The organism is Vineibacter terrae (assembly GCF_008039615.1).
GTDB classification, from domain to species: Bacteria; Pseudomonadota; Alphaproteobacteria; order Reyranellales; family Reyranellaceae; genus Vineibacter; species Vineibacter terrae.
The window spans coordinates 32,138-55,360 of the sequence record NZ_VDUZ01000004.1 but is presented as its reverse complement, the minus strand read 5'-3'; the positions used below and the strand labels follow the sequence as shown (position 1 = coordinate 55,360).

Sequence of the window (23,223 nt, the reverse complement as noted above, 5' to 3'; positions counted from 1 at the left end):
TCGCTACGCTCGGGATGACGGTAGGGCATATGCGAATGCCCTGCCGCTCGCGGGGAGAGGAGACAGCCGTGGCTCAGTCCGTCCGCCAGCTGGGCTTGCGCTTCTCGGCGAAGGCCGCGAGCCCTTCCTGGCCGTCGCGCGTGGCGAACACGGCGGTGATCAGGTCGACGGCGGTGCTGGCGCCCTGCCGGTAGCCGTTGTCCGTGGCGCGGGTGAAGGCGCGCTTGCCCATGCGCATCAGGGTCGGCGACTTCGCCGCCAGCACGCGGGCGAGCGCGCGCGCCTCGTCCTGCACCTGCGCTTCGGGCGCCAGGCGGCTGACCAGGCCCAGCGCCATCGCCTCGCGGGCATCGAAGGTGCGGCCGGTGAACAGCAGGTCGAACGCACGGTAGCGGCCGACGATGCGCGGCAGGTGGGTGTAGTGGATCGCCGGCAGCAGCCCCACCTCCATCTCCGGATACCCGAACGTGGCGTCCTCGGCGGCCACGATCATGTCGCAGGTGATGGCGATGGAGATGCCGCCGCCGCGCACCGCGCCTGTTATGGCCGCGATCGTCGGCTTGCCGAGATTGGCCTGCAACTCGTGCAGCTCGACATAGAGCTTGCTGATGGCGGCGTGCACCTGCTCCGGCGTGTTGCGCAGGAATTCCGGGATATCGAGCCCGCCGCAGAAGCGCCGCGCGATGGCGCTGCCGATGATCACCGCCCGGACCTCGGGATCGGCGTCGGCGCGCCGCAGCGCATCCATGAGCCGTTCCATGAAATCGCCGGTGATGCCGTTGATCGGCGGGTTGTTGAGCCTGATCTCGGCCACGCTGTCCTTGACGTCATACTCGATCATTGCCGTCCGATATCCTTCTGATGACTGCACCAGGCGATCCTACCTCATCTTGGGCGGCGGCGGCGGCCGGAAGATCGTGTAGGCGTTTGAGCGCATGCCGCGCTCCAGCTCGGCCCAGGTGATCGGCGCGGCGACCGGAAAGCCCGGCCGCGCGCGCGGCGAGTAGGCGCCGACGGCCGTCCTGCCGCGTCCGTTGGGCTGCCAATCGAGGTACAGCTTGCCGTGGCGCCTGTCCCGCGCCGCGACGGTCACGTAGCGCTGCAGCGCCGTCGCCGCCAGCCGCTCGGCGAGAGACTGGCCGTAGCGGCGCAGCTCGTCCCAGTCGAGGTCGGGCTCGATCGGCGCCATGATGTGCACGCCCTTGCCGCCGGTCAGCTTGGGCCAGCTGTCCAGCTCCTCGTCGCGCAGCAGCGCCCGCATCCTGAGCGCGGTCTCGATCACGAACGTCCACTCGACGCCGTCGCCGGGATCGAGGCCCAGCACGAGCATGTCGGGCCGCTCGATATGGTCGATCGTGGCGCCCCAGGGATGGATCTCGATGACGTTCATCTCGACGAGGCCGAGCAGGCCCTCGACGCTGTCGATCCACAGGCGGACGCCTTCGGCGCCGTCGCGCCTGGTGATCGGCAGCTGGTGCACGCCAGGCGGAATGGGCGGCAGCGTCCGGCCTTGATGGTAGAACGTCTCGCCGTTCTCATGCCGCACCAGCACGAGCGGCCGGCGACCGAGATGCGCCAGCGCCGCGCCCGCCACCGACGTCCAGTAGGCGGCAAGGTCGTCCTTCGACGGCACGGCGGGGTCGGCATGCGTGCCGGCAGACGGCAGATGCTGCTGCAGCGACAGGAAGCCGTCCCAGGGATCGCGCTCGAGATACGCCAGCCGCTTGGGCAGGTTGGCGACCGTGAAGTGATTGGAGCGGATGCCGGGGCCGATCTCGTCCCAGGACAGCGGCGTCGACACCGCGGCGCCGGCGCGGGCGCGCGTCGAGTACGCGCCCACGGCCGTCGCGCCCATGCCGTTGCGCACGTAGTCGATATAGATGCGGCCCTGCCGCACCCGCTTGGCCATGTTGGCCACGTAGCGGTCCGGCCGCTCGGCAGCCATGCTCTCGGCGGTCATCTGGGCAAAGCGCTTCACCGCGTCCCAATCGGGACCGGGCTGCAGCGGCATGACCACATGCAGGCCCTTGCCGCCGGTCGTCTTCACGAAGCTCTGCAGGTCATGCTTCTGCAGCCGGAGGCGCACGTCGAAGGCGGCTTCGACCACGCGTTGCCATGGCACGCCGTCGCCGGGATCGAGGTCGAAGGTGATGCGGTCGGGCAGCAGCGGCCGTTCGGCCGTCGAGCCCCAGGGATGGATCTCCAGCACGCTGGCCTGCACGAGTTGCAGCAGGCCGGCAAGGTCGTCGACGGCCAGCATCGGCTCGTCGTCGTCCGGGACCTTCACCTGGCGCACCGCGCCCTCCAGCCCGGCCCAGGGATGCTTCTGGAAGAAGCATTGCTCGGCGATGCCGCCGGGGCAGCGCAGCAGGCTGAGCGGACGGCCGGCGACATGCGGCAGGATCCAGTCGGCGATCTCGGTGTAGAAATCCGCCAGCCCCTGCTTGGTGATGCCCTGTTCCGGCCACAGCAGCCGGCCGGGATTGGTCAGCCGCACCAGCGGCACCATCTCACGCCGTCGCTTCGCGGCCACCGGCGCGGCAGCGGCATCGCGCGCCACATCGGCTGCGTTCTTGTTGTCGACACGCTCACGGAACACCGCATGCCGGATGAGGCCGCTGGCGGTGCGACTGCGATACTCGATCTCGACCACGACGCGCGGCTCGACCCACTTCACGCCCTTGGCCGTCGCGGTCTCGTCCTTGAGCGGCGCCGTCTTGGTGCGCAACGGATCGAGCGCCTGCCACAGCGCGTGCGCGTTGCTTGCGCTGAAGCCGCTGCCGACATGTCCGGACGGCACCAGCTTGCCGCCGACATGCTCGCCCAGCACGAGCGCGCCGACCGACCGGCTGTCGACCGAGGACGGTATGAAGCCCGCGACCACGAACGGCCCGCTCTGCGTCGTCTTCACCTTGAGCCACGTCTTGACGCGCCCGGACCGGTAGGGCGCCGACGCCATCTTGGAGACGATGCCCTCCAGGCCCAGGCGGCTGGCGTGCGTGAAGATCGTGCCGCCGTCGCCCGCGATGTGCTCGCTGAAGCGCACGCGGCCATTGTCGGCGCCGGCGGCGATGATCTTTGTCAGCGCCGCCTTGCGCGCCACCAGAGTCGCCTCGCGCAAATCGTAGCCGTCGAGGTGCAGCAGGTCGAAGCCGTAGAAGACGAAATTGCCTGAACCGCTCTTGAGCGCCTCGACCAGCGCCGTGAAGCTCGCGACGCCGGCCTCCGTCTGCACCACGATCTCGCCGTCGATCAATGCGGTCTTGACAGGCAGGGCGGCCAGCGCCGGGCCGATGCCCGGGAACCGCTCGGTCCAGTCGAGGCCCTGGCGCGTCAGCAGCGCCGCCTTGCCGTTCTCGATGCGGGCCTGCACGCGATAGCCGTCATGCTTGATCTCGTGCACCCAGCCGGCGGCCGATGGCGCCTTCTCGGCCGGCGACGGCAGGCAGGGCTCGACCCAGTCGGGCAAGGCAGCCTTCTTCGCCTTGGCGATGGCGGCGGGCTTCACGACCGGCTTGCGCGGTTGCGCGTGCTGTGCCGGCGCGGCGATCTCGCCCTGGCCGGATGTCCACACCCTGTCCCGGGCGCGCGCGATGGCGTCGATATCACGGCCCGTCAGCGCCGAGCTCGGCATCTGCGCCAGGATGTCGGGTTCATCGGCCGTGCGCGCGGCCTCGTCCTTGGACTTGATCAGCAGCCAGGCGTCCTGCTTCTCGCGCGGCTTGCGCGCCATGCGCACGAGATGCCACACGCCCTTCAGCTTCTGGCCATCGAGCCGGAACTTCAGATGCCCCTTGCGGTAGCCGAAATCGGCATCGAACTCGGGCGTCCAGGTGCCGCGGTCCCACACCATCACCGTGCCGGCGCCATACGCGCCTTGCGGGATCACGCCCTCGAAGCCGCCATACTCGAGCGGGTGGTCCTCGACATGGACGGCCAGGCGCTTGACGTCGGGAACGAGGCTCGGCCCTTCAGGTACCGCCCAGCTCTTCAGCACGCCGTCGAGCTCGAGGCGGAAATCGTAGTGCAACCGGCGCGCCGCATGCTTCTGGATGACATAGGCATTGCCGGCCGGCGCCGCGCGGCCCTGGCCGTCGGGTTCCGGCGTCTTGGAGAAATCACGCTTCGCCCTGTAGGCGTCCAGGGGTTTGTTCACCGGCAAGAGCCTAGGCGAAACGACGCGCGGTTTCCACTGCGCAAGCGATCGCGAGCTGCGTCATGCACGCCATCGCGATCTTCCCCGTCGTCCTGAGCGCAGCGAGGGATCTCCTGCGAACAGCGCACCGTGCGCCCCGCCGCAGGAGATCCCTCGCTGCGCTCGGGACGACAGAAGGACCACGCGCTCGGCGCCACGAACCCGGCGGGAAAAAAGATCGTCCCCGTTGTCGGATCGGCAGCGCCCGCAGCGTCCTTGGGCCGTGACGTTCGACAATCCGCATGAGGTTCACCTGTGTTCAAGGCAACGAAGAGCATCCGCACGCTGGTCCTGGGCATGGCCTTGACCCAGACGCTGATCGGCGCCGCCGGCGCGCAGACGACCGCACCACCGCCGCTGCCCGACGGTGTCTTCGCCGCCGAGCGCGACATCAGGCTGGCGACCGCCGGCAGCTACGCGCTGGATCCGATGCATACCGGGGTGGTCGTACGCGTCTCGCATCTCGGCTACTCCTACAGCATCTTCCGCTTCGACAAGGCGCAAGGCACGCTGACCTGGGATCCTGCCGCGGTCGCGCAGTCGAAGCTGTCGGTGTCGGTGCCGACGGCCTCGATCACCACCAATGTCGACGGCTTCGCCAAGGAGCTGGCCGGTGACGGTTACCTGAAGTCGGCGAGCTTTCCGGACGCGACCTTCGTCTCGAGCGCCTTCCGCCAGACCGACGCCATGCACGGCAAGGTGGACGGACAGTTCACGCTGCTGGGCAAGACCCGGCCGCTGACATTCGACGTCACGCTGGTCGGCGCCGGCAAGGGCTTCATGGGCCGGCCGCGGATCGGCGTGAACGCGCGTGCCGCCATCAATCCGCAGGACCACGGCCTGCCGCCGTTCTTCACCGACCCGATCGAGATCGTCATCGACACCGAGTTTGAAAGAGCACCGTGAGTGCGTTGCGTTGGCATTGAAGCACAGCAGAGGAGCTGCAGATGCAAGTCCAGTCCTACCTGATCTTCGAGGGTCGCTGCGAGGAAGCGATCGCGTTCTACCGCAAGGCCCTGGGCGCCGAGGTGGTCATGCTCATGCGCTTCAAGGAAAACCCCGATCCGCCGCCGCCCGGCATGGTCCCACCGGGCAGCGAGGACAAGGTGATGCATGCCGAGCTGCGCATCGGCGACACCACGGTGATGCTGAGCGACGGCATGTGCACGGGAGCGACCAGGTTCGGCGGCTTCATGCTGTCGCTGTCGGTCGCCGACGAGGCCGAGGCCGACCGCAGGTTCGCCGCGCTGGGTGATGGCGGCCACGTCGAGATGGCGCTGGGCAAGACCTTCTTCTCGCCGAGCTTCGGCATGGTCACCGACCGCTTCGGCGTGTCGTGGGCCGTCATCGCGCAGCCGGAAGGCGGGCACTGACACCTGGAGGGATCCATGCTCAAGGCAATCGCGATCATCGGCGGCGTCATCGTGGTCGCGGTCGCCGGCGTGCTCGTCTACGCGGCGACCAGGCCCGATGCGTTCGAGGTCCAACGTTCGGCCAGCATCAAGGCGCCGCCCGAGAAGATCTTTCCCTACCTCAACGACTTCCACCGCTTCGCCGAGTGGTCGCCGTACGAGAATCTGGATCCCGGGATGAAGCGGACCCACACCGGCGCGCCCAGCGGCAAGGGCGCGGCCTATGCCTGGGTGAGCGACGCCAAGGCCGGCATCGGGCGCATGGAGATCATCGAGTCGACGCCGTCGTCGCAGGTGATGATCAACCTCGACTTCGTGAAGCCGATCGAAGCCCACAACGTCGTCGCCTTCACGCTGCAGCCTGCGGGCGACGCCACCACCGTGACATGGTCGATGCGCGGCCGCAGCCCCTACATGTTCAAGGTGATGAGCGTCTTCATGGACACCGACACCCTGGTCGGCAAGGATTTCGAGACCGGCCTCGCCGCCCTGAAGACGCTGGCCGAGAAGTAGCGCGGTCGTCCCGGCGAAGCCATGCGCGATCGCCCTGCTCCTGCGGGAAGGATAGGATCACGAGCGCCGGGATACCCCTCTGCCGCCAAGGAGCCCATCATGTGCCGAAACATCAGGAACCTGTTCAATTTCGAACCGCCGGCCACGGCCGAGGAGATCCACGCCTCGTCGCTGCAGTTCGTGCGCAAGCTGAGCGGCTTCAACCAACCGTCCAAGGCGAACGAGGCGGCCTTCAACCGGGCCGTCGCCCAGGTGACGCAGGCAGCGCATGAGCTGCTCGATGCGCTCGTCACCACCGCGCCGCCGCGCGACCGCGAGATCGAAGCGGCCAAGGCACGGGCGAAATCAGCCGAGCGGTTCGGCTAGGCGGCCGCAAGAGAAACGCAGTGGCGCAGCTTCGGGCTCGCCAAGCTGCGGGCAGCATCCGGCGCCTGTATCTTGCGAGCCGGTGCTGGTATCTTTTTCCGTGCTCTGATATGCTTGGCAAATTACGTAGCCATAAGGACAGCATACCGTCATTTCGTGTGGCGCGGTGCTCGACGGCTTGACCGGGGGCAAGTCAAGCCCTGACCAGATTCCGTGTCTGCCAGAGACGTTCGAACGAACGCGAGAGAAGGATGGAACACCTTTCCACCGTCACGCGGCGTCTGGCTGCTGTTGCATTCGCGGATGTCGTGGACTGGTCCCGGCTCGTCGAGCACGATGATTTGGGGACGTTGCGTGCGTGGCGGGCGCTGCGCGCTGATCTGATCGAGCCGAAGTTCCGCGAGCATGGAGGCCGCCTGCAGGAAACCTCCGGCGATGCCGTGCTGGTCGAGTTCCCCAGCGCCGTCGAAGCCGTCACCTGGGCGCTCGAGACGCAGCGCGGGCTGTCCCAGAACCAGGCCGCAGACGGTTCTCCCCGCCTCCGGTTGCGAATCGCGATCAACATCGAGGATGTCATCGTCGATGAGGAGACGATCATTGGCGACGGCATCAATATCGCCGCACGCATCCTGCCGCTCGCCGAGCCGGGGGGAATCGTCGTCACCAGCACCGTTCGCGATTACGTCTGGAACAAGATGCCGGTGTCGTTCGACGACATGGGCGAACGCGAGCTGAAGAACATCAGCCGGCCGATCCGGGTCTACCGGGTCGACGCGCCGCAGACCGCGACCCGGATCCCCGTCCCCCGGCAGCCGCACCTGTCCTGGGCCAAGCGGCCGGCCATCGCCGTGCTGCCGTTCCGCAATCTGGGCGGTGATCCCGACGAGACGTATTTCAGCGAGGGTATCACCGAGGACATTATCGGCGGGCTGTCGCGCAGCCGCGCGGTGTACGTCATCGCCTGGAATTCCACGCTGCGCTACCGCGACCAGCAGAAGCACCCTCAGGACATCGCGTCGGAGCTTGGCGTCCGCTACATCCTGAACGGAAGCGTCCGGCGCAGGGCGTCCCGCTTGCGCATATCGTCAGAGCTGATCGATGCGACCAACAGCCGGGCGCTATGGGCCGAGAAGTTCGACGGCGCCGACAGCGAGATCTTCGAGTTCCAGGATCGCATCGCCACCAGCATCGTGGGAACGATCGAGCCCAGGCTCTATCAGGCCGAGTCCGCGCGCATCCTGACGAAGCCGACCGAGAGCCTGGATGCATATGACAACGTGCTGCGCGCGCTGTCGCTGCTCTACACCCTGGACGACCGGCAGTTCGCCGAGGCCGGGGAATGCTTGCAGCGTGCCGTGGCGCTCGATCCGTCCTATGCCCAGGCCCACGCTTACCTGGGGTGGTGGCTCAACCTGAAACGCGGCGAGGGTCGCTCGATTGATCGGGCCGGGGATGCCGAGAAGGCAATCGCCGCCGCCATGCGCGCCATGGAGCTGGATGCGCACGACGCCTTCTGCCTTGCCGTCGCCGGTCATATCCAGGGCTTCCTCAACAAGAGCCTGGATGTCGCGGTGGAGCTGTTTGATCAGGCCTTGCATCTGAACGAGAACAGCGCTTTTGCATGGGGCATCAGCGCGTCGACCTACTGCTTTCTCGGCCAACCGGACGAAGCGCTCGAGCGCCTGCGCAACGCCTGGCGATTGAGTCCCTACGATCCACTGAACTTCTGGTTCTGCACGGTCGCGGGCCTCGCCGAATTCGTGGCCGGCAGATACGACCAGGCCATCGGCTGGCTCCGCAAGGCGCAACGGCTCAATCACCGGTTCTCGGCCTGCAACCGGACGCTTGCGGCGTCGCTGGCGCTCGCCGGAGAAATCCAGGCTGCCCAGACTGCGGCCCAGCAAGTCTTGTCGGTCGAGCCGACCTTTCGAATCTCGATCTTCACGTCCTGGTATCCGCTCCGGAGGCAAGAGGACCTCAAGCGGCTGGCCGAAGGCCTCCGACTCGCACAGCTTCCGGACTAGCAGCGGACGCGCGGGCGACAGCGAGCAATCGTCACGTGCGCAGACGTGGCGATAATGCAGGGGGAGGATTGAGCATGGGCATGGGCACGGGCACAGGTACGGGTACCGGCACGGGAACAGGCACTGGTACCGGCACTGGCACGGGAACCGGTACCGGCACCGCGATAGGGACAGGAACGGGTACGGGAACAGGTACTGGTACTGGCACAGGTACCGGCGCGGGCACAGGTACCGGGACAGGCACCGGCACTGGAACCGGAACGGGCATTGGTGGCACGGGGCCAATTCCGTGGAGCTACTACGCCACACCAGTCGAGCTGGGCTTCCGTCCCTGGGCCCTCGACTTCGCTCCGGACAACTACGGCGCCAGCGCCTTCCCCGTCGACTCGGTATTCATCTTCGATCCGACGCCGAGGGCAGGCAATCTGCACTGGCAGACCGAGGACTGGGATCCGTCGCTCCGCTTCTGGACGTTGCCGTTTGATCCCAATCTCGGCGTCTGGCTGCGGGACCAGGACACGTCCCTCTCCTCCATCCTCGCGGCGCGCGAGTTTGCCGGGCAATACCGCAAGTGGCAATTGAGCCAGCCCACCCTGCTCGGCAGGGGCTGGTTGACCGAGCGGGATCATTTGAGGTGGCAGACCGAGTTCGATCCCTTCATCAAGCGCGAGATATGCGAGCTGCTCGACCTGATGGAAGACGACCGCGACCGCTACCTGGCCGAGATCAACACGCAGGCGGATGGGCTGGCCGCCTATTTCATCAGCTTCCTGGGGATCGACAGCGAGCGCCGGCCCTGGACCATCGAGCTGATCCGCAGCGGGCTGGCCATCGGCAACCTTGTGTACATGTACTACAAGCAAGTGTTCCGTCGCGTCCGCCCTTCGGTGATCTGCCCCGGGCTGGTGACGCCTTTCGGCCCGCCGCGCCACCCGTCGTTTCCCAGCGGACACTCGTTCCTCGGCCACTTCATCGCCCTGCTGCTTCTGGAGATACCACAGCTCGAGGCGCGGTTCGGCGAGCCCACCTTCATCCGGCCCACACCGCCCTTGCCACCGCTGCCGCTCATTCCGGTGAAGCCTCTGGTGAAGCCGACCATCAGCCAAGTGATGTCGACTTCCTACCATTTCAGCGGACCGCTGCTGTGGCTCGGGACACGGCTGGCCAGGAACCGGGAACGCGCAGGCGTGCACTACCCGTCGGACTCGTTGGCCAGCCGGTGGATCGCCGGCGCGCTCTGGAAGCTGCTGACCACGGACAGGGGCAGCGCTGGCGCGGCCACGCCACCCGGGGCGGCCGCGGTGACGGACGACGATCTCATCGACTGCCCAAGCCTGCGGCGCATCCTGAACCTGGCCCGCGCCGAGTGGCTTTAGCGCCGCATCTTGGCGTGGCCGATCGATGCGATCGGCCACTCGCAGCCCAGGACGCGGAATCGCTGGTCGCTGACACACCCGTCATCCCTCGCTTCGCTCGGGATGACAGTCGCGACTCACCTTGTAGTGATAGTCACGGGATGGAGGCACAGCCCGAGGTTGTTGTCGCCCGCGACCAGGTCGATGATCGGTGTTTCCAAAGTGGCGCAAGGCAGGCCCGTCGAGCGGTCGATGTTCGCGGGGTCGGCCTCGCAGCTTGCCATTGCAAGAATGAGGCGCTGCGCGCTGCCGGACGGTGGCGGCAAGGTAAACGGACCGAACGTCACCGGTGGTGTCGTCGGCCATGCCGGGACCGTCCGTGGCGGATTTTCACCGGCTGGCGACAATCGCGTCCACCGTCCTGCCTCGTTCCATTTCGGCGGGGCTGATGGCGTCCAGTCGGCGCACCAGACCGCCACGGTCACATAGGTGGCCGGCAAGCTGCCGCGGTTGCATACCTGCACCCGTACCTCGTCGCCGCTGACCTGGATGGCGTCGCGGCTTGCGTGCCAGCGTGGCGGCCCCGGCACGGCATGCCAATCGAGCGAAACCGGCATGTAGCCGCCACGCGGATAGTCGCCCGCAGAGTCCGGGCGGCGGTCGTCGATGAAGATGTCGACCAGCGGCGGCCTTCCGGGCGCATCGATGATGTCCAGGGGATCTGCCGTCGCGTACAAGCCTTGCGCCTCGAACGCCCAGCGCACGACCTTGTGCGCCCAGCCGCCCACCCGGTCGTGAAGCGGCCCTGGTCCGCTCGGCAAGGTGCCGATATCGGCGTCGATCAGCGTCGTCACGAGCTGATCGGCCGTTTCGCACTGGTGGAGGAAGGCCGGCGAGAGCAAGCCGATCGCCCTCAGGATCAGGTACACCGTGTAATCCGCAGCGTATTGTCGCGCGGGTCGGTTCGGCGCGCCGCCGTCGTCCACGGTGTCGCCACCCAGCGCCTGGTAGAGGCGGAACAGCGACGTCGACAGGATCTGCTCCGACTGATAGCCCTTGCGTAGACAGTTGCTCCGCCGCGGCGGGAACTGGGCCGGCCTGTGATACCGCCCGCACCAGCTCCAGCCGTCGTGGACGGAGCGATCGTGCCGCCGATGGAGATACACCCAGGGGAACGTGCAGCCGCGCAGCCAAGGCTGGCAGGGATCCACGAGCTTCGACCACGGATCACCGGTGATGGCCGCAAGCGCATCGCCCATGCTGTGGGCGAACCGCAGCTCCAAGGCCCCGGTCCGACCGGCGAGGAGGACATGACAATATTCGTGCCAGCTCCAGCGCGGGTCCGCTGCAAGGCCCAGCGGCTCGCCGCCCGGCTCGCGGTCCGAGGTCGAGCGCTTGAGGTCAGCCAGTGCAAAACGGACCTGCAGCGGCTTGCGTGCCGCAGGACTCCATGCATCTCGACCGACAAGATCGCAATCCGGCGGATAGAAGTCGACCTGGGCGTTCACCGTCTTGCCGTCCTTGCCCGGCCCCGGTCGTATGGGAGCACGATAGCGGATCAGCAGTGGTGGTACGGTGAAGACCCGGTAATGATATAGCGGCAACCCGAACGCGATCAGCGTCTCGAACAGCGGCCGGGCGTCGTGCTCGTCGAACCTTGCCCTGGCGCGTTCGTAGCCGCTGAGCGCCGAGAACGCATTGGTCCGCGCATGCCGCACGCCGGCGGGTTGCACGATCTCGGTCTGCGTTTCATCGCTCCCACGCTGGACAAGACGCGACTTGGTGACCTTGACCAGATCCAAGTTGTCGTGAAGCTCGGTATTGCCCCCATAGCCGGGCGTGAGGCCTTCCAAGGTCACCTCATCGCGGAAGTCGTCGAGGCGGTCCGGCGATCTATTGGGACGGGCGCTGACCAGGCCGCCGATCCCCGCCTTCGAGGCCGGATCACGCGTGAGCAGCCGCGTGCGCACCGGCAGGGCGTGCGCCACGAGCGGGCATGTTTCCACGGTGGCCTGCAGTGACTTGCTCTTCGGATCGTAGATCAGCGTCGCCGTCACGGCGTAGGCGAGACCATTGGGGTCATTGTCGGGCCGCGGCAGCGTGCCGTAGAGCTCGGCAAGCGCGGCCTTGTCGGACGCCTCCAGCAGTCGCACACCGTCGATCCCGACTGGTGCCGTGGCCGCGATTCGCACGGCATCGCGGATGAGCGTCCTGAACGTGTTGAATGTGCCTGGCGCAAAGACGAAGTCGAAGAAGGATCGGGCCGTCAGGTCATGCAGGCCCGCTGGCGGGCGAAGCTCGATCGAGCGCGCGGCGCTGGTGATCCGGACGTGAAAGCTCGGCGCCGGCTGGAGGCTTGTCAGATGCGCGACGATCCTTATCCCCAGACGGCTGCCCAGCACCATCCTCGGCTCTTTCTCGCCGCTTGCTTCAACAGCCAGGAACACGACCGTTCGGTCGGTGTCCCGGCTGAGCGCGAATGATGCGCGAGGGTCGGCGCCGTCGCTCGCTCCCAGGTCGAAAGGAAGCCAGGTCAGCCCGGCCGTAAAGTCCACGCCGGTGAGCAGGTTTGGCAAGCCGAGGATCGGCGCAACCTTGCCGAGGTACTGCGCCATGATCCCCTTCAGCGTGTCGGGATCTCCGTCCGTCCAGTCCGCTTCGCCGGGATAGGTCGCATGACGCAGGGCAATCGTCTCGTTGCCAAGCTGCTCCCGCCACACGGCGGTGCTGCCGGCTGTCCAGAGGCTCAAGTCAGGCATGTCGCTCCCCCGATCGCAGGTGCTTGCAACGCCCCCACTACCGACACGCTCTCAACGCCGCCTGTGCTGTGTGCGTCACTATCGCATTGCCGGCGCCGATGATCCAGGGCGACCACAGCCGTCCCGCCCCGCGGCCTGCCGCGCTGACACGCGCCGGGCACAACGCGCTTTGACCTGCAGCCAGAGACGCGTTTCGATTGCGTCCCGAGAGGTCAGAGCAGGATTTCAAGCATGGCTGCAGCTGCAGATGCCCGGAGCGTGACGCTGTCCGTTGATGACGCCCTTCGCGTCTCTGCCTTGTTGCTTCTGCCGCCGCGGGCGCGCGCCTGCTACGTGCTGGCGCATGGCGCGGGCGCCGGCATGACGCACCCCTCCCTTGAAGCCACCGCAACGGAGCTGGGCGTGCGCGGCATCGCCACCTTGCGCTTCCAGTTCCCGTACATGGAGCAAGGCGCGAAGCGGCCCGACCCGCCGGCCGTGGCGCATGCCGCGGTCCGTGCCGCCGTCGCCGAGGCGGCCCGCCTCGTCCCGTCGCTGCCCTTGATCGCCGGCGGCCGCTCCTTCGGCGGCCGCATGACCTCGCAGGCGCAGGCGGCAGCGCCGCTGCCCGGCGTGCGCGGCCTGGCCTTCCTCGGCTTTCCGTTGCACCCCGCGAAACGCCCGTCGGACGAGCGCGCCCGGCACCTGTTCGACGTGCAGGTCCCGATGCTCTTCCTGCAAGGCACGCGCGACGCGCTGGCCGAGCTCGACAGGCTCCAGCCGCTGATCGAGCGGCTGGGCATGCGCGCCACCCTGCATCTACTCCAGGATGCCGACCACGCCTTCCACGTGCCGGCACGCTCCGGCCGCAGGGATCCCGACGTCAGGCGCGAGATGCTGGACGCGCTGGCGGCGTGGGTCGATGCGCTCGTGTGATCGTCATCCCGGGCGCAGCGAGGGATCTCCCGCGAATGGCGCACCGTGCGTCTTGCCGCGGGAGATCCCTCGCTGCGCCCGGGATGACGGTGAACTTATGACGGTGCGAGCGCGCCTACGCGCCGAGCGCCATGGCGGTCATGCCCAGGCGCTGCAGCAGCGTCGCATCGCGGTCGCGCTGCGGGTTGCGGGTCGTCAGCAGCACGTTGCCGATGAAGATCGAGTTGGCGCCCGCCAGCAGGCACAGCGCCTGCAGCTCGTCGCTCATGTACTGGCGCCCGGCCGCCAGGCGCACGATGCTGCCGGGCATCAGGATGCGCGCCAGCGCCACCAGGCGCGCGAACCCGATCGGATCGGGACGCTCGGCGCGCGCCTGCACCGGCGTGCCGGCGACCTCGTTCCAGATGTTGAGCGGCACGCTCTCGGGATGCGGCTGCATGCGCGCCAGCAGCAACAGCATGCCGATGCGGTCCTCGACCCGCTCGCCCATGCCCACGATGCCGCCGCAGCAGACCTTGATGCCGGCCGCGCGCACATGGTCGAGCGTATCCAGGCGGTCCTGCAGCGTGCGCGTGGTGATGATCTCGCCGTAATATTCCGGCGAGGTGTCGACGTTGTGGCTGTAGAAGTCGAGGCCGGCGTCGTGAAGCTGCCGCGCCTGCGCCGGCGTCAGCATGCCGAGCGTGGCGCAGGTCTGCATCCCCAGGCCCTTCACCGCCGTGACCATGGCGCAGATGCGATCGAGATGACGCGACTTGGGATTGCGCCAGGCGGCGCCCATGCAGAAGCGCGTGGCGCCGGCCGCCTTGGCCTGGCGGGCCGTGTCCACCACCGCCGCCTGGTCCATCAGCGGCGTCGGCTCGACGCCGGTCTTGAAATGCGCGGTCTGGGAGCAGTAGCCGCAATCCTCCGGACAGCCGCCGGTCTTGATGCTGAGCAGGCTCGCGGTCTCGACCCGCGTCGGGTCGAAGAAGCGCCGATGCAGGCTCTGCGCCTGGAACAGCAGCTCGGGGAACGGCAGGGCGTGCAGCGCCTCGACCTCGGCCCGGGTCCAATCGTGCCGCAGGTCGGTCACCAGCCGGCCCTCCGCAGGCGCTGCACGGCGAGCACGAGGCAGGCGGCCAGCAGCGCCTTGACAATATCGCCGGCCACGAACGGCAGCACGCCCGACGTGACGGCGCCGGGAAAGCCGGTGAACTGCGCCAGCCACAGCACGCCCAGGCCGTAGATGATCGCGAGCCCCGCCAGCATCTTCAACACGACGGGCAGCGGCGACAGCACCCCGCTTCGCACCCAGCCGCCGACGACGAGCGCCGCGACCAGGAAGCCCATGAGGTAGCCACCGGTCGGGCCGGCCATGTAGGCCAGGCCGGCGCCACGGACGGGCGCATTGGCCAGTACCGGCAGCCCCAGCGCACCCTCGAGGAGGTAGAGGCCGACCATGCCGGCGGCGAGCCTGCCGCCGAAGATGCCGGCCAGGCCGAGGCAGGCCAGCACCTGCAAGGTCATCGGCACCGGCCAGAACGGAAGCTGGATCCTGGCGCTGGCCGCCAGCACCAGGCTGCCGCCAACCACGAGCCCGATGGTGCGTGCTGCCCGGGCCAGGGAAGGGCGCGGCTGATCGGTCGGCGCGGCGAGAAGCTCGGTCAAAGTACACTCCTACAACTCAAATCATAGATTATCTATGATTTACCGCTCAAAGTAACCGTAACACCGCCACTCACCGCGTTGCATCCACAAATATCCTAGATTATCTATGAGATATGACCATTCCGGCTGCCGAGAGCGACACCCTCGCCGAGCGCATCGCGCGCAGCCTGGGCGAGCGCATCATCAAGGGCGAGATCGCGCCGGGCACCCGCCTGCGCCAGGACCGGGTGGCGCTGGAGTTCGGCTCGAGCCATGTCCCGGTGCGGGAGGCGTTCCAGCGCCTGGAAGCGCGCGGCCTGCTGGCAAGCACGCCGCGGCGCGGCGTGCGCGTCACATCGCTGGACCCCGCCTCGGTGCGCGAGATCGCCGCCATGCGCGCCGCGCTGGAAGTGCTGGCGCTACGCCATGCCGCGCCGAAGCTGACGCCGCGCCATGTCGCGCAGATCGAGGCGATGCTGCAGGCAGGCGACGACGACGACGACATCTTCGCCTGGGAAACGGCAAACCGGGCTTTCCATCGCGCGCTGGTGGCGCCTTGCGGCATGCCACGCCTGCTGGCCAGCATCGATGAGCTGCAGCTTGCCAGCTCGCGCTACCTGTTCGTCACCGCCTACCCCGCCGGCTGGCGCCCCCGCTCCAACCAGGACCACCGGATCATCCTCGACGCGCTGAAGCGCCGCGACCTGGAGCAGGCTTCGTCCCTGCTGCGGCGCCACATCCTCTCGATGGAGCGCCTGATCGCGGTGCCGGCGGACGAGCGATAAATTTTCGGACCGCGCGCGTCCACGCGCGCATCGGCGCGTCAGCGCCGACAAACTTCGCTCTTCGCTTCGCTATGCGCGCGTGGACGCGCGCGGTCCAAAACTCATCCCGTCTGCGCCTGCTGCTGCTTGATGCGCATGCGGCAGAGGGTGGCGGCGCGGCGGGCTGTGCCGGCTTGCGCGGCCGGCGGCTCGAGCTGCAGGAACCGCTCCCACGTCGCCAGCGCTTCCTCGCAGCGGTCGAGCTTGGTCAGGAGCAGCGCCAGGTTGAAATACGCATCGGCGTAATCGGGCTGCGCCTGCACGGCGCGGCGGTATTCGGCGATGGCGAGATCGGCATGGTCCTCGTCCTCCGCCGCCGTGGCGAGATTGTACCAGGCCTCGGCGAAGGCCGGGTCGCGCGCCACCGCGATCTGCCAGGCGATCTTGGCCTCGGCCGCGCGGCCCTGCGCGTCGAACACGTTGCCGAGGTTGAACGGCAGCACCGGATCGCTGGCGTCGGCGCGCATGGCCGTCGTGTACAGGCTCTCGGCGGAAGCGAGGTCGTTGTCGTCCTCGGCCGCCTCGGCCGCCGCCACCAGCTCGTCGACGCCGCGGACATCCTGCTCCAGCCGCATGGTGAGCTGGCCGCTGAGCTCCGCCAGCTGTCCGCCCAGCTCGCGCACCAGCTCGCCCGATGGTCCTTCGGTGAGCCGGGCCTCCGCCAGATGGCTGCCGCGCCGGCCCAGCGCCACCGAGGCGGCCAGCACCTGGCGCAGCTCGATGCCGCGGGCCAGCAGCCGGCCGGCCTCGCGCGCCGCCACGACGTCGCGATAGGCATAGCGCGCCTCGACCGGCTCGAGCACATCGAACAGAGCCAGGCACGACAGCACCGTCGGCGTCAGGCCGGACAGCCGCTGCAGGTCCGCCAGGCCGAGGCTGCGGTCGACCTCATCCGGCGGCCGCAGCAGGCCCAGCCGGCGGCGCAGCTCGCGCTCGCTGATCATGGCCGCCGCCGGCGGCAGCCCGGTCGGCAGCCGCACACGCCCGTCGGCATCGACGTTCGACGTCGCCGAATGCCCGACGGCGATGACGCTGACGCGCGCCGCGGGCTTGCCCGCCAGCTTGCCGCCGCGCAGGCGCACCAGCTGGTCGAGCCGCTGGCGCGTCAGGCCCTGCACGCGCCCGACCAGGAACAGGGTCTGTCCGGCCAGGGGCTTGCCGGCCTCGCTCGAGTCGTCGCTGGGTGCCATGCGCCCTGCTCCCTGCCGCGCCACCTATGGCGGCGCGACCATCTCAGCGCGCCTTGCGGGCCTTGGGCTTGCGCGGCGCCTCGGCGGCTTCGGCCGGCTTCTTCTCGGCCGCCGCCGGCTTCTTGCTCGGCGCGCGCGGGCGGCGCGTGGCCGTCGCCTCGGCGCCTTCGGCCTCCAGGCTGCGTTTCAGCGCGTCCATGATGTTGACGACATTGCTGGGCGCCGGCGTCTCGGGCACCGCAAAGGCCTGGCCCGCCTGCTTGGCCCGCAGCAGGCCCACGACCGCCTCCTCGTAGCGGTCGGCGAACTTGTCCGGCTCGAAATGGCCCGACTTGCGGTCGATGATCACCTCGGCGATCTCGAGCATCTCGGCCGGCAGCTTCACGTCGGTGATGCCGGCGAAATATTCGCTGTCCTGCCGCACCTCGTAGGGATAGCGCAGGGTCGTGGCCAGGATGCCCTGGCCGCGCGGCTGCAGCATCAGCATGCGCTCGCGCCGGTTCAGCACGACGCGCCCGACGCCGACGACCTTCTTGCGCGCCATGGCATCGCGGATGACGGCGAACGCCTCCTCCGCCACCTTGTCGTCCGGCGCCAGGTAGTAGGCGCCGTCGAGGTAGATCTGGTCGACCTCGGCCTGCGGCACGAAGGTCTCGATCTCGATCAGCCTGGTGCTCTCGATCTTGAGCGCTTCCAGGTCGGCGTCCTCGACCAGCACGTACTGGCCCTTGCTGACCTGGTAGCCCTTCACGCGGTCGCTGGTGTCGACCGGTTCCTCCGTCACAGAATCGATCATCAACTGCTTGAGGCGATTGCCTGTTTTCCGGCTCAGCGTGTTGAACGACACACGCTCTGCGGTCGACGTCGCGTTGTAGAGCGCAACGGCGCAGGACACGAGCGACAGCCTGAGATAGCCCTTCCAGGACGAGCGCGGCATCGGAAGCTCCGGTCACTGAACCAGGCCCGCCCGGCGGGCAGCCTGTCCCTCCGACAAGCTAGCGAATCAATTCCCAAAAGTCCACTATTCACAAGCATTTTCAATAACATCTGAGCCGATGTTCACAATCTTGACCACTCCCGCGGGCGGGAGAGGTCGACGGGCGCGAAGGCGGCCGGCGGGTGAGGGCCCCCACGCACAGCACCTCGTCCTTGGTCCCTCACCTTCCCATCGTGCTACGCCCGATGGGCCCCTTCCTCTCCCGCGCGCGGGAGAGGAGATTCTGAATCCCTTGACCTCGACCGCGCTTGAGATTGTAGGTTCGGGCCCCCTCGCCAAACCCAGCCGCCCGTACGGGCCGGAGATCGCCTCTGACCATGTCCAGCAACGCGCCGCCGGCGGCCGCGACGGCCCCTGCCGTCATTTCCGTGCGCAGCCTGCGCAAGACCTACGCTTCGGGCTTCGAGGCGCTGAAAGGCATCGACCTCGACATCCGGCGCGGCGAGATCTTCGCCCTGCTGGGTCCCAACGGGGCCGGCAAGACGACGCTGATCAGCATCATCTGCGGCATCGTGCGCGCCACCTCGGGCACCGTGACGGTGGATAGCCATGACATCGTCGGCGGCTGGCGGGCGGCACGGTCGCAGATCGGCCTGGTGCCGCAGGAGCTGACGATCGACACGTTCGACACCGTGCGCGCCACCGCCGGCTTCAGCCGCGGCCTGTTCGGCAAGCGCGCCAGCCCGGCCCATATCGAGAAGGTGCTCAGGGACCTGTCGCTGTGGGACAAGCGCGACAGCAAGGTCATGACGCTGTCCGGCGGCATGAAGCGCCGCGTGCTGATCGCCAAGGCGCTGGCGCACGAGCCGCGGATCCTGTTCCTCGACGAGCCCACCGCCGGCGTCGACGTCGAGCTGCGCCGCGACATGTGGGACCTGGTGCGGGCGCTGCGCGCCTCGGGCGTCACCATCATCCTCACCACCCACTACATCGCCGAGGCCGAGGAGATGGCCGACCGCATCGGCGTCGTGAACCGTGGCGAGCTGGTGGTGGTCGAGGACAAGGCCGAGCTGATGCGCAAGCTCGGCCGCAAGCAGCTGATCCTGCAGCTTCCGGCCCGGCTCGAGCACATTCCCGACGCGCTCGCGGCCTACCGGCTGGAGCTGTCGGCCGACGGCAGCGAGCTGACCTATACCTACGACACCCAGAGCGAGCGCACCGGCATCACGTCGCTGCTCGACGCTCTCGCCGAGGCCGGCATCGGCTTCCGCGACCTGCGCACGCAGGAAAGCTCGCTCGAGGACATCTTCGTCAACCTGGTGAGGGACCAGCCATGAACCTGCATGCCGTTCGCGCCATCTATGTGAGCGAGATGGCGCGCACGTTCCGCACCCTGTTGCAGAGCATCGCCTCGCCCGTGATCTCCACGTCGCTCTATTTCGTGGTCTTCGGCGGCGCCATCGGCTCGCGCATGCCGGAGATCGACGGCGTCGCCTACGGCGCCTTCATCGTGCCCGGCCTGGTGATGCTGCTGCTGCTGACGGAGAGCATCTCCAACGCCTCCTTCGGCATCTATTTCCCCAAGTTCGTGGGCACCATCTACGAGCTGCTGTCGGCGCCGGTCTCCGCGCTCGAGATCGTGCTCGGCTTCGTCGGCGCGGCCGCCACCAAGTCGATCATCCTGGGCCTGATCGTCCTGCTGACCGCCAACCTGTTCGTGCCGCTGCACATCGCCCATCCGCTGGTGATGGTGCTGTTCCTTGTGCTGACCTCGGTGACGTTCAGCCTGTTCGGCTTCATCATCGGCATCTGGGCTGACGGCTTCGAGAAGCTGATGGTGGTGCCGATGCTGATCGTGATGCCGCTCACGTTCCTGGGTGGCAGCTTCTACTCCATCCAGGTCCTGCCGCCGTTCTGGCAGACGGTGACGCTGTTCAACCCGGTCGTCTACCTGGTGAACGGCTTCCGCTGGAGCTTCTTCGGCATCGCCGACGTCCATGTCGGCCACAGCCTCGCCATGACCTTCGCGTTCCTGGGCATCTGCCTCGCCATCGTGACCTGGATCTTCAAGACCGGCTACCGGCTCAAGGCTTGAAGTCCGGATCACCTCTCCCCGCGCGAGCGGGGAGAGGAAGGGGCCCATGCCGAAGGCATGGGAAGGTGAGGGGTACGAACGTCCAATCTCGCTGTCTCGGGGCGTGGCAGCGGCGAAGCATATCCGCCCATGCGCCTGCTTTGATCGTTCCTACCCCTCACCCTCCCATCGCGCCGCGCGCGATGGGCCCCTCCCTCTCCCCGCTCCCGCGGGGAGAGGTGAATTGGCCGAATTCACCGCCAGAAAACGGAGTGTTGCCGCCAGGCGCGCGCATCATCGTGCGCCGGATTCGAGCGCGGAGGAAGCGTTGAGCGTCGTTGCATCCGGGGCGTCGCCTGCCGTCGAGTCCCGGCACGCCTGGCTGGTGGTGATGGCCGCCTTCATCGGCGGCTTTGTCGTCTTCGGGGTCATGTACAGCTTCGGCGCCTTCTTCACGGCGATGGCATCGGAGTTCGACGTCGGCCGCACTGCCGCGGCGGCGTTCTTCTCGGCGACCGGCTGCGCCTTCTATTTCCTCGGCGCGGTCGCCGGCCGCCTCGCCGACCGGCACGGCCCGCGCCGGGTCGTCGCCACGGGCGCGGTCGTGATGGGAGGCAGCCTGATCGCGACGGCCTGGGTCGAGCAGCTATGGCTGGCCTACCTGACCTACGGGCTGGGCATGGGCCTGGGCGCCGCCTGCGCCTACGTGCCGACGCTGGCGGTCGTGGGCGGCTGGTTCGAGCGCCGCCGCGCCACGGCGCTGGGCATCGCGGCGGCCGGCACCGGCTGCGGCATGCTGGTCGTGCCACCGCTCAGCGCCGCCCTGATCGAGGCCCATGGCTGGCGCCTGGCCGACATCATCCTGGGCATCGGCTGCACCCTGCTGCTGGCGCTGTGCGCGCTGACCGTGAAGCCGCCGCCGCTGGCACCGCAGGCCGTCGCTCCGCGCCATCGCGTGCGCTCGCGGCAATTCGCGCTGCTCTACCTGTCATGGGTGCTGGCCACGACCGCCTTGTTCGTGCCGTTCGTCTTCCTGCCGGCCTTCGCGCAGGCGCAGGGTGCCGATCCGGTCGCGGCATCGGCGCTGCTGTCGCTGCTCGGCGGCGCCAGCGTCGTGGGCCGTGCCGGCATCGGCACTCTGGTCGACCGGATCGGCACCGTGCGGCTGTTCAAGGTCGCGACCGCGGCCATGGCGGTCAGCTATGCGCTCTGGCTGGTATCCACCGACCTTGCGGCGCTGGCGCTGTTCACGATCATCCTGGGGCTGGGCTACGGCGTGCGCATCGCGGTGCTGCCGGGTGTGCTGATCGCGTTCTTCGGCCTGCGTCAGCAGGGCGCGATCCTCGGCCTGTTCTTCACGGGATCCGGCATCTCCACGCTGCTGGGCGCCGTTGTCACCGGCGCGATCCTCGACCAGAGCGAGGGCTACCGCTGGGGCATCGCTTTTGCCCTCGCCATGGGGCTGGCCGGGCTCGCCGCGATCATGCCGCTGCACGCCGACACCGCCCCGGCTCCGCACGACGACGACTGACGTTCAGACCTTGAACCCATTGGCGCGCAGCGTGCGCTCCAATGTGCGGATGCCGTCGGCGGTGTTGCCGCGGCGGCATTGCTCGATCGCCGTCTTGACCTCCAGGCTGGGGCCCGGCTGCCCCTCGCTCTTCTTGCCAAGATGGCGCTCGTAGGTCGCATAGAGCTTCTCGCAACGTTCCAGATCGGCGGCCGGCGTCTGGGCGCGCGCGCCGCCGGCACCCAGCACGGCGATGGCTGCGAGCAAGGTCGTGGCCTGCAACCGCATCGGTCCCTCCCTGGTCCCCGGCTGCTGCGGCTGCAGTCCTGCGCCGGCCATCGGCCCACGCCAAGTCACAACTCGGAGATCGGCGGTCAGAGGGATGTCAGCAACATCCCGTCCGGTACAGGGTCATTGAAGCGGCGCGCCGCGGGGCGCACCATCGCGCCAATGGACGGGGAGCAAGCCCATGGCCCAGCCTGCACTTCTGCCGGATCACCTCGATGCGCCGCATGAGCCCGGCCTGGTCGCATCCGTGGCCTATGCCGGCGGCGCGCGCGTGTGCGACATCCCGATCGACCAGGCGCGCGATTGGGCCAAGCGCCCGGGGCACTTCGTGTGGATCGGCCTGCACGAGCCGAACCCGGCGCTGCTGGCCCGCGTGCAGCGCCAGTTCGATCTGCATGCGATGGCGATCGAGGATGCCGAGCAGGCGCACCAGCGGCCCAAGCTCGAGCAATACGGCGCCGCCGTCTTCGTTGTCGCGCGCACCGCGCAGCTGGCCGATGGCCATGTCGCCTTCGGCGAGACCCACCTGTTCATCGGCCGCGGCTATGTCATCTCGGTGCGGCACGGCGCGTCGGCCTCCTATACCACCGTGCGCCAGCGGCTGGAGGCCTGCCCCACGGTGCTGGCGCATGGCGAGCACTACGTGCTCTACGGCATCCTCGACTTCATCGTCGACAACTACATGCTCGTGGCCGAGGCGATCCACGAGCGGGTCGATGCGATCGAGGACAGCGTGCTGGCCACCAATGTGCGGCGCGAGGACATCGAGGAGGTCTATTCGCTGCGCCGCGACCTGTTGCGCCTGCGCAACGCCGCCGCGCCCCTGGTCGATGTCTGCCGCCGACTGGAGCACGCCGAGGTTCTGGCGATCGAGCCCAGCATGCAGCCGCTGTTCCGCGACGTCACCGACCATGTACGCCGCGTCGAGGAGGAGATCGACACGCTGCGCGAGGTGCTCGCCTTCACCTTCGAGGCCAGCATCATGTGGAGCCAGGCCGAGCAGAACACGACCATGCGCCGGCTGGCGGCCTGGGCCGCGATCCTGGCCGTGCCCACGGCCATCGCCGGCATCTACGGCATGAACTTCGAGCAGATGCCCGAGCTGAAATGGGAATATGGCTACTTCATCGTGCTCGGCACCATCGCCCTGCTCTGCGGCGGGCTCTTCACCCTGTTCCGGCGCTACGACTGGCTGTAGCCGCGTGGGCGCGCGGCCCCGTTCCTACTGTCAT

The 23,223-nt window shown here is 68.2% G+C and carries 20 protein-coding genes; 12 read left to right on the top strand and 8 right to left on the bottom strand.

Annotation, left to right across the window (positions count from 1 at the left end; all coding sequences use genetic code 11):
- Nucleotides 1-73: 73 nt before the first annotated feature.
- A complete protein-coding gene (locus FHP25_RS04625; RefSeq protein WP_147845735.1) occupies nucleotides 74-841 on the bottom strand; it encodes an enoyl-CoA hydratase/isomerase family protein in 768 nt (255 codons plus the stop codon).
- A gap of 39 nt (nucleotides 842-880) precedes the next feature.
- Nucleotides 881-4,156 carry a DNA ligase D gene (gene ligD / locus FHP25_RS04620; RefSeq protein ID WP_147845734.1) on the bottom strand — a complete coding sequence of 1,092 codons (3,276 nt, stop codon included), beginning with the start codon at nucleotides 4,154-4,156 and terminating at the stop codon, nucleotides 881-883.
- 294 nt (nucleotides 4,157-4,450) lie between these two features.
- Between ligD and FHP25_RS04615 the strand changes: the two genes are divergently transcribed.
- The 6 genes from FHP25_RS04615 to FHP25_RS04590 all read left to right on the top strand — a co-directional run bounded on the left by FHP25_RS04615 (nucleotide 4,451) and on the right by FHP25_RS04590 (nucleotide 9,886).
- Entirely contained in the window at nucleotides 4,451-5,101 is a 651-nt protein-coding gene (locus FHP25_RS04615) for a YceI family protein (RefSeq protein WP_147845733.1), read from the top strand.
- Between the two features lie 41 nt (nucleotides 5,102-5,142).
- Complete coding sequence (locus FHP25_RS04610; RefSeq protein ID WP_147845732.1) at nucleotides 5,143-5,568, top strand: VOC family protein; 426 nt, start codon at nucleotides 5,143-5,145, stop codon at nucleotides 5,566-5,568.
- A gap of 15 nt (nucleotides 5,569-5,583) precedes the next feature.
- Nucleotides 5,584-6,120 (top strand): SRPBCC family protein, encoded by a 537-nt coding sequence (locus tag FHP25_RS04605; RefSeq protein ID WP_147845731.1) that lies wholly within the window; start codon nucleotides 5,584-5,586, stop codon nucleotides 6,118-6,120.
- Nucleotides 6,121-6,219: 99 nt separating this feature from the next.
- Complete coding sequence (locus tag FHP25_RS04600) at nucleotides 6,220-6,486, top strand: DUF2277 domain-containing protein (protein WP_147845730.1); 267 nt, start codon at nucleotides 6,220-6,222, stop codon at nucleotides 6,484-6,486.
- 251 nt (nucleotides 6,487-6,737) lie between these two features.
- Entirely contained in the window at nucleotides 6,738-8,510 is a 1,773-nt protein-coding gene (locus FHP25_RS04595) for an adenylate/guanylate cyclase domain-containing protein (protein WP_147845729.1), read from the top strand.
- Between the two features lie 74 nt (nucleotides 8,511-8,584).
- Nucleotides 8,585-9,886 carry a phosphatase PAP2 family protein gene (locus FHP25_RS04590; RefSeq protein ID WP_147845728.1) on the top strand — a complete coding sequence of 434 codons (1,302 nt, stop codon included), beginning with the start codon at nucleotides 8,585-8,587 and terminating at the stop codon, nucleotides 9,884-9,886.
- Nucleotides 9,887-10,002: 116 nt separating this feature from the next.
- On the opposite strand, the gene FHP25_RS04585 is transcribed toward FHP25_RS04590, so the two are convergent.
- Nucleotides 10,003-12,624: a hypothetical protein gene (locus FHP25_RS04585; protein ID WP_147845727.1), complete on the bottom strand. Its 2,622-nt coding sequence runs from the start codon at nucleotides 12,622-12,624 to the stop codon at nucleotides 10,003-10,005.
- A 231-nt stretch (nucleotides 12,625-12,855) separates the two neighbouring features.
- Here FHP25_RS04585 and FHP25_RS04580 point away from each other — a divergent pair, with 231 nt between their 5' ends.
- Entirely contained in the window at nucleotides 12,856-13,539 is a 684-nt protein-coding gene (locus tag FHP25_RS04580) for an alpha/beta hydrolase family protein (RefSeq protein WP_147845726.1), read from the top strand.
- Between the two features lie 115 nt (nucleotides 13,540-13,654).
- Here the strand turns inward: FHP25_RS04580 and bioB are convergent, their stop codons facing one another.
- Together bioB and FHP25_RS04570 are read right to left on the bottom strand one after the other, a co-directional pair.
- Nucleotides 13,655-14,614, bottom strand: coding sequence for a biotin synthase BioB (gene bioB, locus FHP25_RS04575; RefSeq protein ID WP_331461663.1), 960 nt, complete (start codon nucleotides 14,612-14,614; stop codon nucleotides 13,655-13,657).
- Nucleotides 14,611-15,189 carry a biotin transporter BioY gene (locus FHP25_RS04570; protein WP_147845725.1) on the bottom strand — a complete coding sequence of 193 codons (579 nt, stop codon included), beginning with the start codon at nucleotides 15,187-15,189 and terminating at the stop codon, nucleotides 14,611-14,613. Before FHP25_RS04570 ends, bioB begins: the two co-directional genes overlap by 4 nt.
- 113 nt (nucleotides 15,190-15,302) lie before the next feature.
- On the opposite strand from FHP25_RS04570, the gene FHP25_RS04565 reads away from it, so the two are divergent.
- Nucleotides 15,303-15,953, top strand: coding sequence for a GntR family transcriptional regulator (locus FHP25_RS04565; RefSeq protein ID WP_147845724.1), 651 nt, complete (start codon nucleotides 15,303-15,305; stop codon nucleotides 15,951-15,953).
- Between the two features lie 101 nt (nucleotides 15,954-16,054).
- Here the strand turns inward: FHP25_RS04565 and FHP25_RS04560 are convergent, their stop codons facing one another.
- Together FHP25_RS04560 and ku are read right to left on the bottom strand one after the other, a co-directional pair.
- Nucleotides 16,055-17,182 (bottom strand): tetratricopeptide repeat protein, encoded by a 1,128-nt coding sequence (locus FHP25_RS04560; RefSeq protein ID WP_147845723.1) that lies wholly within the window; start codon nucleotides 17,180-17,182, stop codon nucleotides 16,055-16,057.
- 43 nt (nucleotides 17,183-17,225) lie between these two features.
- Nucleotides 17,226-18,119, bottom strand: a complete 894-nt coding sequence (ku, locus tag FHP25_RS04555) for a non-homologous end joining protein Ku (protein ID WP_147845722.1) — start codon at nucleotides 18,117-18,119, stop codon at nucleotides 17,226-17,228.
- Between the two features lie 377 nt (nucleotides 18,120-18,496).
- Here ku and FHP25_RS04550 point away from each other — a divergent pair, with 377 nt between their 5' ends.
- From FHP25_RS04550 to FHP25_RS04540, 3 genes are all read left to right on the top strand, one after another.
- Entirely contained in the window at nucleotides 18,497-19,456 is a 960-nt protein-coding gene (locus tag FHP25_RS04550) for an ABC transporter ATP-binding protein (RefSeq protein ID WP_147845721.1), read from the top strand.
- Nucleotides 19,453-20,214: an ABC transporter permease gene (locus tag FHP25_RS04545; protein ID WP_147845720.1), complete on the top strand. Its 762-nt coding sequence runs from the start codon at nucleotides 19,453-19,455 to the stop codon at nucleotides 20,212-20,214. The genes FHP25_RS04550 and FHP25_RS04545 overlap by 4 nt, the downstream gene beginning before the upstream one ends.
- 307 nt (nucleotides 20,215-20,521) lie before the next feature.
- Nucleotides 20,522-21,724 carry an MFS transporter gene (locus FHP25_RS04540; protein ID WP_178133294.1) on the top strand — a complete coding sequence of 401 codons (1,203 nt, stop codon included), beginning with the start codon at nucleotides 20,522-20,524 and terminating at the stop codon, nucleotides 21,722-21,724.
- Nucleotides 21,725-21,727: 3 nt separating this feature from the next.
- Here FHP25_RS04540 and FHP25_RS04535 read toward each other — a convergent pair whose 3' ends face one another.
- The gene (locus FHP25_RS04535; RefSeq protein WP_147845718.1) at nucleotides 21,728-21,991 is read right to left on the bottom strand and encodes a hypothetical protein; all 264 of its coding nucleotides are present in this window, start codon (nucleotides 21,989-21,991) and stop codon (nucleotides 21,728-21,730) included.
- A 181-nt stretch (nucleotides 21,992-22,172) separates the two neighbouring features.
- Between FHP25_RS04535 and FHP25_RS04530 the strand changes: the two genes are divergently transcribed.
- Nucleotides 22,173-23,189, top strand: coding sequence for a magnesium and cobalt transport protein CorA (locus FHP25_RS04530; protein WP_147845717.1), 1,017 nt, complete (start codon nucleotides 22,173-22,175; stop codon nucleotides 23,187-23,189).
- The last annotated feature ends 34 nt before the right edge of the window (nucleotides 23,190-23,223 follow it).

Bases quoted from the DNA above. Each gene is read 5' to 3' on its own strand.
- FHP25_RS04535 (WP_147845718.1), bottom strand. From the start codon at position 21,991: ATGCGGTTGCAGGCCACGACCTTGCTCGCAGCCATCGCCGTGCTGGGT.
- FHP25_RS04560 (WP_147845723.1), bottom strand. From the start codon at position 17,182: ATGGCACCCAGCGACGACTCGAGCGAGGCCGGCAAGCCCCTGGCCGGA.
- FHP25_RS04600 (WP_147845730.1), top strand. From the start codon at position 6,220: ATGTGCCGAAACATCAGGAACCTGTTCAATTTCGAACCGCCGGCCACG.
- FHP25_RS04625 (WP_147845735.1), bottom strand. From the start codon at position 841: ATGATCGAGTATGACGTCAAGGACAGCGTGGCCGAGATCAGGCTCAAC.
- ku (WP_147845722.1), bottom strand. From the start codon at position 18,119: ATGCCGCGCTCGTCCTGGAAGGGCTATCTCAGGCTGTCGCTCGTGTCC.
- FHP25_RS04605 (WP_147845731.1), top strand. From the start codon at position 5,584: ATGCTCAAGGCAATCGCGATCATCGGCGGCGTCATCGTGGTCGCGGTC.
- FHP25_RS04595 (WP_147845729.1), top strand. From the start codon at position 6,738: ATGGAACACCTTTCCACCGTCACGCGGCGTCTGGCTGCTGTTGCATTC.
- FHP25_RS04590 (WP_147845728.1), top strand. From the start codon at position 8,585: ATGGGCATGGGCACGGGCACAGGTACGGGTACCGGCACGGGAACAGGC.
- FHP25_RS04545 (WP_147845720.1), top strand. From the start codon at position 19,453: ATGAACCTGCATGCCGTTCGCGCCATCTATGTGAGCGAGATGGCGCGC.
- FHP25_RS04580 (WP_147845726.1), top strand. From the start codon at position 12,856: ATGGCTGCAGCTGCAGATGCCCGGAGCGTGACGCTGTCCGTTGATGAC.
- FHP25_RS04610 (WP_147845732.1), top strand. From the start codon at position 5,143: ATGCAAGTCCAGTCCTACCTGATCTTCGAGGGTCGCTGCGAGGAAGCG.
- FHP25_RS04565 (WP_147845724.1), top strand. From the start codon at position 15,303: ATGACCATTCCGGCTGCCGAGAGCGACACCCTCGCCGAGCGCATCGCG.
- FHP25_RS04585 (WP_147845727.1), bottom strand. From the start codon at position 12,624: ATGCCTGACTTGAGCCTCTGGACAGCCGGCAGCACCGCCGTGTGGCGG.
- FHP25_RS04550 (WP_147845721.1), top strand. From the start codon at position 18,497: ATGTCCAGCAACGCGCCGCCGGCGGCCGCGACGGCCCCTGCCGTCATT.
- FHP25_RS04530 (WP_147845717.1), top strand. From the start codon at position 22,173: ATGGCCCAGCCTGCACTTCTGCCGGATCACCTCGATGCGCCGCATGAG.